12 protein-coding genes are annotated in these 12,315 nt (G+C 45.6%); 8 read left to right on the plus strand and 4 right to left on the minus strand.

What is annotated here, in order from left to right; translation table 11 throughout:
• Positions 1–57: 57 nt before the first annotated feature.
• Positions 58–1,455 (minus strand): AmpG family muropeptide MFS transporter, encoded by a 1,398-nt coding sequence (locus DKW60_RS06290; RefSeq protein WP_109836812.1) that lies wholly within the window; start codon positions 1,453–1,455, stop codon positions 58–60.
• On the minus strand, positions 1,452–2,234 hold the full coding sequence (locus DKW60_RS06295) for an exodeoxyribonuclease III (RefSeq protein WP_109836813.1): 783 nt from the start codon (positions 2,232–2,234) through the stop codon (positions 1,452–1,454). The genes DKW60_RS06290 and DKW60_RS06295 overlap by 4 nt, the downstream gene beginning before the upstream one ends.
• A 115-nt stretch (positions 2,235–2,349) precedes the next feature.
• On the opposite strand from DKW60_RS06295, the gene DKW60_RS06300 reads away from it, so the two are divergent.
• Together DKW60_RS06300 and DKW60_RS06305 are read left to right on the plus strand one after the other, a co-directional pair.
• Entirely contained in the window at positions 2,350–2,982 is a 633-nt protein-coding gene (locus tag DKW60_RS06300) for a hypothetical protein (protein ID WP_109836814.1), read from the plus strand.
• Positions 2,983–3,270: a YcgL domain-containing protein gene (locus DKW60_RS06305; RefSeq protein WP_109836815.1), complete on the plus strand. Its 288-nt coding sequence runs from the start codon at positions 2,983–2,985 to the stop codon at positions 3,268–3,270.
• Here DKW60_RS06305 and hisC read toward each other — a convergent pair.
• On the minus strand, positions 3,256–4,311 hold the full coding sequence (hisC, locus tag DKW60_RS06310) for a histidinol-phosphate transaminase (RefSeq protein ID WP_109836816.1): 1,056 nt from the start codon (positions 4,309–4,311) through the stop codon (positions 3,256–3,258). The genes DKW60_RS06305 and hisC overlap by 15 nt on opposite strands.
• 38 nt (positions 4,312–4,349) lie before the next feature.
• Positions 4,350–5,522, minus strand: a complete 1,173-nt coding sequence (locus DKW60_RS06315; RefSeq protein ID WP_219988654.1) for a lytic transglycosylase domain-containing protein — start codon at positions 5,520–5,522, stop codon at positions 4,350–4,352.
• Positions 5,523–5,987: 465 nt separating this feature from the next.
• Between DKW60_RS06315 and nadB the strand changes: the two genes are divergently transcribed.
• The 6 genes from nadB (at position 5,988) to DKW60_RS06345 (ending at position 12,278) form a co-directional block, all read left to right on the plus strand.
• Entirely contained in the window at positions 5,988–7,601 is a 1,614-nt protein-coding gene (gene nadB / locus DKW60_RS06320; RefSeq protein WP_109836817.1) for an L-aspartate oxidase, read from the plus strand.
• An 83-nt stretch (positions 7,602–7,684) separates the two neighbouring features.
• A complete protein-coding gene (purB, locus tag DKW60_RS06325) occupies positions 7,685–9,052 on the plus strand; it encodes an adenylosuccinate lyase (RefSeq protein WP_109836818.1) in 1,368 nt (455 codons plus the stop codon).
• Positions 9,053–9,060: 8 nt separating this feature from the next.
• On the plus strand, positions 9,061–10,248 hold the full coding sequence (locus DKW60_RS06330) for a cupin domain-containing protein (protein ID WP_109836819.1): 1,188 nt from the start codon (positions 9,061–9,063) through the stop codon (positions 10,246–10,248).
• On the plus strand, positions 10,218–10,829 hold the full coding sequence (locus tag DKW60_RS06335; protein ID WP_109836820.1) for a DUF1287 domain-containing protein: 612 nt from the start codon (positions 10,218–10,220) through the stop codon (positions 10,827–10,829). Before DKW60_RS06330 ends, DKW60_RS06335 begins: the two co-directional genes overlap by 31 nt.
• A gap of 343 nt (positions 10,830–11,172) precedes the next feature.
• On the plus strand, positions 11,173–11,472 hold the full coding sequence (locus DKW60_RS06340) for a hypothetical protein (protein ID WP_109836821.1): 300 nt from the start codon (positions 11,173–11,175) through the stop codon (positions 11,470–11,472).
• Between the two features lie 122 nt (positions 11,473–11,594).
• Positions 11,595–12,278 carry a response regulator transcription factor gene (locus DKW60_RS06345; RefSeq protein WP_109836822.1) on the plus strand — a complete coding sequence of 228 codons (684 nt, stop codon included), beginning with the start codon at positions 11,595–11,597 and terminating at the stop codon, positions 12,276–12,278.
• The last annotated feature ends 37 nt before the right edge of the window (positions 12,279–12,315 follow it).

A 12,315-nucleotide genomic window follows, 5' to 3' on the forward strand; every position in this document is an offset into this window, starting at 1 on the left:
TTTCTTGAATCTCAATAGCTTTTCAACAATCGAGACATGTTGCAGCGTTACGTTTCGTTATGTTTCTGCCACCACATTAGCCGGTTCATCTTTCTTCGCGACGAAGTTGATCTTATCTTTGAGGAACCAAAGTAGTATCAATGACGGGATAACCATTATAGCGGTGATAATAAAGAATAGTCCCCAGTCTCCGTCTAAACCATCCACTAACGCGCCTGAAGAAGAGGCTAACAAGGTTCGCCCTAAGGTACCAATGGAGGCTAACAGGGCGTACTGTGTGGCTGTATAGGTTCGGTCTACCAACCTCGAAATAAAGGCCACGAAGGCCACCGTTGCAAAGGCAGCAGCGATATCATCCATCACAACGGCCAGCGCAAACAACGCTTCCGATTTACCACTCCATGCCAATACACTGAACATAATATTCGTTGCAGCCATCGCCACACCCGCCCAGAACAATGCCTTTAGCGAGCCCGCTTTCATGGCGAACCAACCACCAACCAGCGTGAAGACAACGGTAGTAATCCAACCCAATGTCTTTGAGTAAATAGCGATTTGTGATTTAGTGAAGCCAAGCTCTTTATAGAAGACGACAGACATCTTACCCATGAACGCTTCACCGATTTTGAACAGGAAGATAAAGGATAAGATCGCAATACCAATAGACAGTCCGTTCTTGCGGAAGAAGCTCGTCATCGGGCTAAGCACGGTACTGACAAACCAGCTAGCAACAGAAGGCAAACTCACTGCACCTGAACTTAAGCGCTGCTGATCTTCCAATTGACGCTGCTGACGCTCAACCGATGATGCTTCAGGGATCATCAGCAAGGCGATATTAAACAGCACAATCAGTCCACACAGGAAGATAAAGGCCATTTGCCAGTAATTATCAAAGCCTTGAGCCTGGAAATAATCAGCGGCAAACAAGGCAATCATTCCACCTAGTTTATAACCACTCCACCAACCAGCAACCGCGACTGCCGCACCGGCCGCCATTGAGGCCGACTCATGTTCATCAATCTGCTCGATTCGCAGTGCATCAATGGTGATGTCTTGCGTGGCTGAGGAGATCGCAATAATCAAACCGATGAAGATAACCATTTTTAGATTATCAACCGGATTGACTACACTCCAGATTATCAGCGACAGCAGAATCAACAACTGCATACTCAGAATCCAGGACTTTCGGTGCCCGATCAGATTCGTTAACACAGGAATTCTAATGCGATCAACTAGTGGCGCCCACATCCAGTTCACGGCATACACACCAAAAATCAAACCTGCCCAACCAATTGTACTTCGGCTTAGTCCATCTTCCTTCAACCAAAGTGTTAAGGCAGTACCAATCAATACCCAAGGAAAACCACTGATGATTCCGAGCATTAATATTCGGAGCATTCTCCGGTCGAAGTACAATGAAAAGTCGCGCTTCCCCTCGCTAGCTGCATTACTCATGTTTTAGGTATCTCATAGTTATAGTCAATTGTCAGCGGAGCATGATCCGAGAATCGCTCGTCGCGATACACTGCGGTCGCTTCCACCGTACCTTTCAAACTGGGTGATAAAATATGGTAGTCGATACGCCAGCCAGTGTTGTTAGCCCAAGCCTGCCCCCGGTTCGACCACCAGGTGTATTCGTGTTCTTCTTGTTCAAGCTCGCGAAATGCATCAACAAAGCCTTCTTCGTAAAATAAGGTGTCAAGCCATGCGCGCTCTTCTGGTAAGAAGCCTGAATTCTTTTTGTTGCCCTTCCAGTTTTTAATATCTTCATTCTTATGAGCGATATTCCAGTCACCACAAATGACGAAATCCCGACCTTCATCCCGTAGTGCTTGCATCTTTGGCAAAAAGAAATCCATCCCACGGTATTTTACTTCCTGACGCTCCTCTTTGGCAGAGCCTGACGGCATGTATAAACTCATGACGCTGAGCTTACCAAAGCGCGCCTCGAGATAACGCCCTTCACTATCCAGCTCTTCAAACCCCATTCCAACAATCACTTCATCAGGCTCGTGTTTGCAGTAGAGCGCAACACCACTGTAGCCTTTCTTTTCAGCATCATTGTAATAGCAGTGATAGCCTTCGGGATGAAATACGGGATCGCTTAATTGATCGATTTGAGCTTTGGTTTCCTGAATGCAAACCACATCAGCTTCTTGTTTAGCCAGCCAGTCAAAAAAGCCTTTTTTTGCGGCGGCACGTATGCCATTTGTATTAACTGTAATAATTCTCATGGTGTAATACTATACTTAAAATGCCCAATTACCTCTACTAATTAGCATTTTGCCAATTAATAAGGTTAGAATGTAAAAAATCAAAATTATCGCCAAAGAGGCTATCACCTTAATTATGGAACTTGCCGTCTTAATCGCCGCCGCTGTCGGTATCCTGCTCTTCGCTATTAGCTATCTGAAATTTGCTTATGAAGGCTTCCGATACCACCTTATTACCGGAGTCCTTGCACTGATACCAGTCATCAATCTGGTTGCATTACCGACACTCTGGGATCGAACCAATCGTATGCTGATGGTGGGTCTGGTCGGCCTGGTTATCGCTATTGGTGCCTGGTTTTTAGGTGCAGGAAAGACGTTTCATGCTTATTGGGGTAATCGTCAGGCTCAGCAAGTCGCTGCTCCGGTTGTTACTAACACAGGCACACCCATTGCTACCGCGCCAGTTGCCGGCTCTTCAGCAGTGCCAGCAGTAACCACCAGTGTAGCTGACAGAAAAGTAAGTTTATTACCCAGCAAAGCGCTGTACCGCTTAGATTTTGAATCAGCCTCTGCCGACCAAATTAAAACATTCACTGGACGTATTGTTAAAATCACTTCAGCAGACCACACCGTCACTGACGGACGGATTCAGTCGGTCACACCAAGCAGCGTCTTTATTGAGCAGTCAGGTGATGGACAGATTGCTTACGAGATGATGCTGAGCAATATCAAATCAATCGAAGTGATGGTGAAAAGAGCAGCCAGATAAATGAGTCTATCAATCGACTGTCATGTTTATCGCAGTAAGGCGAAACAAGGCATGTACATATACCTCTCAGAAAAAGATAACTTTGATGCGATCCCTAAGGATCTTCAAAAGCGCCTAGGTAAGCTTGAGTACTCCTTCGAGTTCACCCTGACTGAAGATCGAAAGCTGGTTCGTTATGACACTAAACAAGTTATTAAGCAGATTCAGGACAGCGGCTTCTTTTTGCAAATGCCACCGCCTGAATCAAACTTTCTGGATTTAGATTTCAGGAACTCAGATGGTTTTTAAGCTATCGATTAATTGCTGCATTTCTTCGTTCGTACCAATTGAAATCCGCAAATAATCCGAGATTCTTGCCACTTTGAAGTAACGCACCAGAATCCCCTTCTCTCTCAGTGCCAGATAGATAGCTTCGGCCGATTGTCCTTGCGGTGGTTTGGCAAAGATAAAGTTAGCTTTAGAGGGCAAGACGTCGAAACCTAATGCTTCCAACGCTTTAGTACTTGATTCCCGCGTAGCAATGATCTGATTGCAGCAGGACTCAAAGTATTCACGATCCTGCATCGCATAGCTTGCACCCAACTGCTCTACCCGACCCAAGGGGTAAGAGTTGAATGAATTCTTCACTCGCTCAAGCCCTTCAATCAGCTCAGCATTTCCAATAGCAAAACCAACCCGTATTCCCGCCAAAGACCGTGACTTTGAAAGTGTTTGCACAACCAACAAATTAGGATAACGATCAATTAAACTGACCGCTGTGTCGCCACCAAAGTCAACGTAAGCCTCATCGACCAACACTACTGAGGTAGGATTGCTTTGCAAAATTTGTTCAACCGCATCTAAAGGCAGCACCATTCCCGTCGGTGCATTGGGATTAGGGAAGATAATCGCGCCATTGTCTTGCTGATAGCCCCTTGGGTCTATCTCAAATGAGTCATTAAGAGGGACCTGGATTGAATCAATGCCAAACAGCTTGCAATAGACCGGATAGAAACTGTAACTGATATCAGGATACAAAAGAGGCTTATCTTGCTTAAGTAATGCTACAAAGGCATGAGCTAAAACCTCATCAGAACCGTTACCCACAAACACACAAGCTTTGTCGATATCATAAAAATCAGCTATTGATTGCTTCAGCTGGTCTGCATTTGGGTCCGGATATAAACGAAGTGATCCGCTAACGGCCTGCTGCATCGCTTCCAATGCTTTGGGAGAAGCAGGATAGGGGTTTTCGTTGGTGTTTAGTTTTATAAACTGCTGATTCTTGGGCTGTTCGCCAGGCACGTAAGGGTCTAACTCCTGTACGCGCTGGCTCCAAAACTGACTCATACGACTCTCCACATTAAGGATTGAGCCGTACTTACTTGCTAGGCACGGCATTCCCAAACTAATAATTTGTGCCCTGCTCTCAAGGTAGACTTTGAGGTTAGGTGATTCATGCGTTTTATCGCATTAATATGCACACCTGTTTTGTTCATGACATGCGCCAGATTCTCATGTTGGCGCAGCTGATAATATCTACGCCAGATTCTGCCACCACGACCACTTCGCTTCAAGCCTGTTAGTGAGCGTAAATGCGTTGGCACCGCTTCAACACAACGACGCTCATTTAGCGGGCGTGCCTGTTGACTTGCTCGCAACTGCTTTGCGCGTTGCTGTTGCCAGATTCTATGGTAATCAGCACGTGTTTTTTGAAGCGCTCCACCGGGTTTCTCATTGAAGTGACTGGTATCTTTGGTATGCAAGGTCTTATAGACCCCCATTACTCTTTTCACGTACTCACGCGTCTCTTTATAAGGAGGAATTCCACCATAACGGTCGACTTTACCCTCACCTGCATTATAACCCGCCAAGGCAAAGCGAACATTTCCCTTATAACGATCCAGCAACCAACGCAGATATTCCGCACCGGCCCGAATATTCTGGTGACTACTGTAGCTGTTCTTCACACCGAAACGTCGTGCTGTGGCTGGCATTAACTGCATCAAACCACGTGCGCCCTTGTGAGAGCGGGCACGAACTTTGAAACAACTCTCCGCGGTGATCACAGACTTGATCAGATTCTCATTAACACCATGAAGGCGACTTGCCTCGGTGATTGATTGCTGATAACGCTTGGAGCGGTTCTGCAATTCCTGATACCCATACTTGTAACAGGGCCGATAAGAGCGACGTTTTTTAGACATTACCGTACGGTACGTCTTGCTGCTGACCTTGGTTGCTTTTTTGCTCTTTTTAGCAGGTTTTGTGAATACACTCAGATCCAGACCCTCAAGGTCTTTAAGGTCAATCACATCACTACCCTCAGCAGAGCGATTAGCAACTAACTTAACCTTGGAATCAGTTTTTACTGATGGAGCCTTGAGCACTCCTTGTGATGCAGCGCCGCCTTGATTAAGCAGAGAAACAACTTTTAGCAAGTCTTTCTCTATATTACCAACGAGATTATCTGATCTCTCAGCTGTATACCCTGTATTTAAAACCCCGATTACAGGCAGCAAGATCATTGCCCGAAGCAAGCTATGCTTATTTATCACCATATGATGGCTTCTCTTTAACTCTAAATTCTGGAAATGGGTCAGTCCATTTAGCTGAACCAACAGACCGTCAAACTAGCATAGGAGTGTGATGCCCATGACTAACGATCCGAATCAACGGTACAAAATCACTCAATGAACTGTATAGACCACCACATAAACGAAAGAAGTGATGTTGTGACAGCCATAATGAATTGAATGATTGAAGTGTGCCCGTTTTCCCCCTACTGGCTCATTTCGAGCGTGAATTTTCTTTATATAACAGCAATAAAGCTGTGAGTCGTAACATAATACACGAAGTGATCTTTGTCAAAATCCAGAACATTAAATCGGCACACGTATTGGTTCGTCTGGTTGAGACCGATAAGTCAAAGCACTTTCACCTGCTACCTAATAAGCCTACTGCGCATTAGCATAAAAATCCCCTATACTAGGATCTCGACAATCTCTCAAAGGTTAGGCAGATACATGCAACACGATGTCTTGATTATTGGTAGTGGCGCAGCAGGACTGAGCCTGGCACTAAGTTTACCATCAGAAACCAAAGTTGCGATTCTTAGTAAAGAGACCCTAACCGAGGGCAGCACTTATTATGCTCAGGGGGGGATATCTGCCGTTGTCGATGCCTCTGACTCCGTCGATTCCCATGTTTCAGATACACTCATCGCCGGTGCAGGTTTATGCGATGAAAAAGTTGTTGAGCATGTCGTTAGCAATGGTGGCGAAGCCATTCAGTGGCTTTTAGATAATGGCGTACCTTTTACCCGAAACAGCGGTACACCAGACTCAACGCTGGCTAAAGACCTACACCTTACACGAGAAGGCGGACATTCAAATCGTCGGGTCGCCCACGCAGATGATGCCAGCGGTAAAGCAATAGAAACCACCCTGCTCTCGCAAGTTCAAAATCAGGATAATATCGAATTATTCGAACATCACATTGCCATCGACCTAATAACCACTCGCCGCTTGGGCAAGACACGTGAAAACCGCTGTCTCGGTGCCTACGTACTGAATCGCAAAAAGAAAAAAGTGCATACCTTCTCTGCTCGCTTTACGGTGCTAGCAACCGGCGGAGCAAGCAAAGTTTATCTTTATACCAGTAACCCTGATGGCGCAAGTGGTGATGGTATCGCTATGGCTTGGCGTGCAGGTTGTCGCATTGCCAATATGGAGTTTATGCAATTCCACCCGACTTGCCTCTACCACCCTCATGCAAAATCGAATCTAATTACTGAAGCTGTGCGCGGTGAAGGTGGCCGCTTACTATTACCCGATGGCACGCGCTTCATGCAAAACTATGATGAGCGTGGTGAGCTTGCTCCACGTGATATCGTTGCGCGTACTATAGATCACGAGATGAAACGCCTGGGTATCGACTCAGTATTTTTAGATATCAGTCATAAACCTAAGGACTTTATCCTTAAACACTTCCCGAACGTGTATGGCACGTGTGAAAGTTTTGGTTACGACATGAGCAAAGAGCCGGTACCAGTTGTCCCGGCCGCCCATTACACCTGCGGTGGTGTTATGGTGGACAATGATGGTCATACAGACGTTCACAGATTATATGCCATTGGTGAAACCAGCTTCACAGGCTTACATGGTGCTAATCGCCTCGCCAGCAACTCGTTACTAGAATGCATTGTTTATGGTAAGTCCTGTGCTGAAGACATCATTCGGGATTTGGAGAATTTTCATCCTGAAGTTGATATTCCAAAGTGGGACGATAGTCGCGTGACGGACTCAGACGAACGTGTTGTTATTAACCACAACTGGGATGAAGTACGCCGATTTATGTGGGACTACGTGGGTATTGTTCGCACCTCAAAACGACTGGCTCGTGCCCGCAACCGCATTGAGTTGCTCCTCAAAGAAATTGATGAGTACTACGTCAACTTTCATATTACCGCGGACCTGATCGAACTGCGTAACCTCGCAGAGGTTGCTCGCTTAATTATTCGCTCGGCACAAAGTCGCCAGGAAAGCCGTGGCTTACATTACACGCTGGACTTTCCCGATAGCAATCCTGAACTTGAGCAGATTAACAGCATTCTGGACCCTATCCGCCGTTCTTTTTAGAGGCACCAAGATACTTTGTCAGGGCTGGACGATTCAGCGTATACTACGCCCCTATTTTTTTGCCAGACATACACGGAATACCTATGAATCTCTCCAGCCTTACTGCACTTTCACCGGTTGACGGACGTTATGGTCGTCAAACTGCAGATCTTCGCCCTTACTTCAGTGAATACGGCTTAATCAGACATCGTGTATTGGTTGAGGTTCGCTGGTTACAAGCACTGTCCGCTCATGCACAAATCGCCGAAGTACCAGCGTTTTCCGCTGAGGCAACAGATTTACTTAACGCCATTGTGGCTGACTTCAGTGAATCAGATGCTGAGCGTGTTAAAGAGATTGAGCGCACCACCAACCATGACGTGAAGGCAGTCGAGTATTTCTTAAAAGAAAAAATTGCTGACAACGCTGAGATTAATGCTGTCAGTGAATTCATTCACTTCGCCTGCACATCTGAAGACATCAATAACCTCTCTTATGGATTGATGCTCAAAGGCGGCCGCGACGAGGTATTACTACCGAAACTAAAAGAAGTCACTGCTGCGATTACCAAGTTAGCGCACCACTATGCAGACAAGTCCTTGCTAAGCCGCACCCACGGACAAGCAGCTTCACCTAGTACCATTGGTAAAGAAATGGCGAATGTTGTTCAACGCCTGCGTCGTCAAATAGATCAGGTAGAGTCTGTTGAAATTCTGGGTAAGATCAACGGTGCAGTGGGTAACTACAACGCTCACTACTGCGCATACCCAGAGATTGATTGGCCTGCTTTTGCAAAAGATTTTGTTGAATCACTGGGCTTGCAGTGGAACCCGTACACGACGCAAATTGAGCCACATGACTACATCGCTGAATTATTCGATGCAAACAGCCGCTACAACACTGTGATGATTGACTTTTGCCGCGACCTTTGGAGTTACATCTCTCTGGGACACTTTAAGCAGAAAGTGATTGCCGGTGAAGTCGGCTCATCCACAATGCCTCACAAAGTTAACCCTATCGATTTTGAAAATGCGGAAGGAAATCTGGGTATAGCCAATGCCCTGATGACGCATTTAGCACAGAAACTTCCGGTATCACGCTTGCAGCGTGACCTGACTGATTCAACGGTACTGCGAGCACTGGGGCTTGGCATGGGTCACGGCATGATTGCTTATCAATCAGCGCTGAAAGGGATCAACAAACTTGAACTAAACGAAGAAAGCATTGCTGCCGAACTTGATGCAAACTGGGAAGTATTGGGTGAAGCGGTACAGACTGTAATGCGTCGACATGGCATCGAGAAGCCTTACGAAAAACTCAAAGAATTGACTCGTGGCCGTCGCATCAATGCTGCAGACATGGCCGAGTTTATTAATAAGCTTGAGCTACCTGAAGAAGTGAAGGCGCAACTGCTAACACTGACACCGGCTAACTACATCGGTAATGCGACTGCACAAGCAGAACAAATTTAGGAACCACTATGTCACAGGCTTTGTTTGGTGAACTATCCACCCAAGACTTTCTGAACAAACATTGGCAACAAAAGCCATTACTGGTCAGACATGCATTCGAGCTTCCGGAACTGAGCTTTGATGCCGGAGAGCTAGCCGGACTTGCCTGTGACACAGAAGCCCCCGCGCGGATCGTAATAGAGCATGGTGAAAAGCCATGGCAACTTAAACAAGGCCCCTTTCAGGAAACCGATTTCACATCACTTCCTGCGACCCATTGGTCACTACTTATCAATGATATCGAGACCTACTTTCCAGAGCTGAATGTATTTATCGAACCGTTTCGGTTTATTCCGGATTGGCGCATTGATGACTTAATGATTAGTTATGCTGCTGATCAAGGCTCAGTTGGTCCTCATGTTGATGATTATGATGTATTTCTTATTCAGCTGGACGGTATACGTCGCTGGTCAATTGACGAAAACCCTGAGTTTGATAGCACTGCGTTAGAAGGACCAGAGCTAAAGATTCTGAAAAATCCAGCCACCACTCAGAGCTGGGAGCTACATCCCGGCGATATGTTATATCTGCCACCGAACATGCCGCATCACGGGGTTGCCCAAGGAGAATGCATGACTCTATCAGTGGGGTTTCGCGCACCATCCAGTGGTGAGCTGGTGCAAGCATGGCTTGATGACATCGGTGACACCGCAGCCTTTAAAGTACGCTTCAGTGATCAACAAAGAGAACTGCAAAACAACCCCGGTGAGATTACACAGCACGACCTGAAGCGACTGCGCGAAATACTAATCGAAGGCATTGAAAAATCTTCTGGTGGGCTCGATATTTGGTTAGGCAAATACCTAACTGAAAATAAACGGCCTGATCCAAACATACTAGAAGCAATGAGCGAGCAGTTTGCCGAAGCATTCGAAGAAGGCGAAAGCTATCAACGATTCCCCGGCACCAGAGCTGCATACACACTGAACAAAAATCAAATTCAGCTGTTCGTCGGAGGATTAGAGTATTCACTAGACGAAAAGCACATCAGAGCAGTAGAGTATCTGTGTCGGGAGCTTGAATATGAAGCCTCGGCAATAGCCACGTTCTGTCACGATACAGAGATTCGTGAGCTAATTAATACACTAATAAATAATAATAACATAGTATTAATGGAGCACTCCCCATGCGATTACTCAAAGGAGCCCTATTCCTAGGCGTTAGCCTATTCTGTAGTCTTGCCACTAGCACGACCGCCAGTGCCTATAGCATACAACAGCTGGTTGCAGCTGCAGATGAAAGAACTCGTCACCCTGTCGTCTACGACGGCAGTTATAAGAAAATCGGCTTTCCGTGGGGTGATTTATCGAATAATATCGGGGTTTGTAGTGACGTTATCATCCGCGCCTATCGCCGGCTTGGGATTGATTTACAGCACTTAGTCAATCATGACATGTCATTAAACTTTTACGCCTATCCTAGCTATAAGCATTGGCGGCTGACTCAACCAGACCCAAATATTGATCATAGACGCGTCCTGAATCTGCAAGTATTTTTCTCAAGAGCAGGACAAAACTTACCTATTACCCATCGCGCTCAAGATTATAAACCTGGTGATATTGTCACCTGGGATATTAGACCCGGAATGCCACACATTGGTATAGTTTCAGACAAACTTTCTGCTGACGGCATCACTCCATTAATCATTCATAACATCGGAAATGGCCCTGAGTACGAAAATACTTTGTTCTCAATGAGAATAACAGGCCATTTTAGATATTTACCAAGAACTAGTTGATGCTATTTATCTTAACAATAATTAAGGTAACCCCTAATACATTCAGCTTATATTCAGAATAAAAAACAGATAATCACGCTCAAGAGATGAACACGCTCTTAATGGCGCGTGTTTATCTATTACTCAGGATTTTCGATTACCAATAATCAAAAGATCGTATCCTAGCTAAACCGTGTGAAGGGCTTCGCACAAAGCTAAGTTAAACAACCACAAACATATACCCGCTCAGAAAATTCGGCTTCTGCCGATACTTTGACCACAATATGTAATGGGAAGCAACGCGATTTATTAGCCTTATTCTTAAGGTTAATCCTGAAGTATTTTTATTTATTGGGGAAAATTAATGGCCACTACTACAACTGCCATTGTAAAACTACGCACAGTATTCGCTGCAGCAACTTTGCTGACATCTTTAGGTGCAAACGCAGCAACAGGGATCATTCACGATAAGCTTGGAAGAGCTGAAGCTGGTAGAGCGGTGAGTTCCTTGCAGGTCGTAGATTTTGTAAAAACTAAGTACGCACACAAGGGGCGCGGTGTAGGTATGCACAAGTTCCCTCAACCCAACTTCCCTGACTGCTACATAGTCAGACTAATGGATCATGTAGGCAAAATTACAATCTTAAAAATTAATTGCCAGTAGCATCTGATCCAAATCGTTTTTTATACATTACACTAGCTTTACTCTCGCTTTGTAACTATATTAGGGAACTGCACTAAGCAAACGACTATACAATCAATAAATTTACAATATCAGGGGTGGCAATGAGAGCACTAATAGTCGAAGACAATACAGAAATCCGTGAAGATCTCACCCGAATACTTAAGAAAGCAGGTTTTGTTGTTGATGCAGCAGCCGATGGCTCTCAGGGTCTATACTATGCGCTTGAGTATCCGATCGATATCGCGATCATTGACTTAGGCTTGCCCGAAGTTAGTGGCATGGATATAATAAAAAATATCCGAACCAAGAATCTCGACTACCCCGTTTTAATTCTTACTGCCCGTAATCGCTGGCAGGACAGAGTTGAAGGCCTTGAAGCTGGTGCGGATGATTACTTAGACAAACCCTGCCATCACGAAGAACTTCTCGCAAGACTGCGTGCACTTCTGCGTAGAACAGGCCGCTGGGCGCAGACTGAGTTTGCTTGTGGCCCGATTCGCCTGAATACATCAGAGCAACGCGTATACCTGAATGACGAAGAAGTGTCTCTGACAGCATATGAGTACAAAGTTCTTCAGCACTTAATGCTCCATGCAGGTGAAGTAATCTCTAAAACAGACTTAACGGAAAGTATGTATGATGATGATTCCGACCGCGATAGTAACGTAATCGAGGTATTCATTCGTCGTTTGAGAATGAAGCTTGATAAAGACAACACCTTGGGTCCCATTGAGACATTACGTGGAAGGGGTTACCGATTCACTCTCCCAAGGAACAACCAATAATGTAGGGATTCATGGAAGAAACCGGATTTACGCCAGC

The sequence above is a fragment of the Leucothrix pacifica genome (genome assembly GCF_003172875.1).
Taxonomy (GTDB): Bacteria; Pseudomonadota; Gammaproteobacteria; order Thiotrichales; family Thiotrichaceae; genus Leucothrix; species Leucothrix pacifica.

Coding starts and splice junctions, on each gene's coding strand:
- nadB (WP_109836817.1), top strand. CDS start 5,988: ATGCAACACGATGTCTTGATTATTGGTAGTGGCGCAGCAGGACTGAGC.
- DKW60_RS06335 (WP_109836820.1), top strand. CDS start 10,218: ATGCGATTACTCAAAGGAGCCCTATTCCTAGGCGTTAGCCTATTCTGT.
- purB (WP_109836818.1), top strand. CDS start 7,685: ATGAATCTCTCCAGCCTTACTGCACTTTCACCGGTTGACGGACGTTAT.
- hisC (WP_109836816.1), bottom strand. CDS start 4,311: ATGAGTCAGTTTTGGAGCCAGCGCGTACAGGAGTTAGACCCTTACGTG.
- DKW60_RS06340 (WP_109836821.1), top strand. CDS start 11,173: ATGGCCACTACTACAACTGCCATTGTAAAACTACGCACAGTATTCGCT.
- DKW60_RS06305 (WP_109836815.1), top strand. CDS start 2,983: ATGAGTCTATCAATCGACTGTCATGTTTATCGCAGTAAGGCGAAACAA.
- DKW60_RS06295 (WP_109836813.1), bottom strand. CDS start 2,234: ATGAGAATTATTACAGTTAATACAAATGGCATACGTGCCGCCGCAAAA.
- DKW60_RS06330 (WP_109836819.1), top strand. CDS start 9,061: ATGTCACAGGCTTTGTTTGGTGAACTATCCACCCAAGACTTTCTGAAC.
- DKW60_RS06290 (WP_109836812.1), bottom strand. CDS start 1,455: ATGAGTAATGCAGCTAGCGAGGGGAAGCGCGACTTTTCATTGTACTTC.
- DKW60_RS06300 (WP_109836814.1), top strand. CDS start 2,350: ATGGAACTTGCCGTCTTAATCGCCGCCGCTGTCGGTATCCTGCTCTTC.
- DKW60_RS06315 (WP_219988654.1), bottom strand. CDS start 5,522: ATGGTGATAAATAAGCATAGCTTGCTTCGGGCAATGATCTTGCTGCCT.
- DKW60_RS06345 (WP_109836822.1), top strand. CDS start 11,595: ATGAGAGCACTAATAGTCGAAGACAATACAGAAATCCGTGAAGATCTC.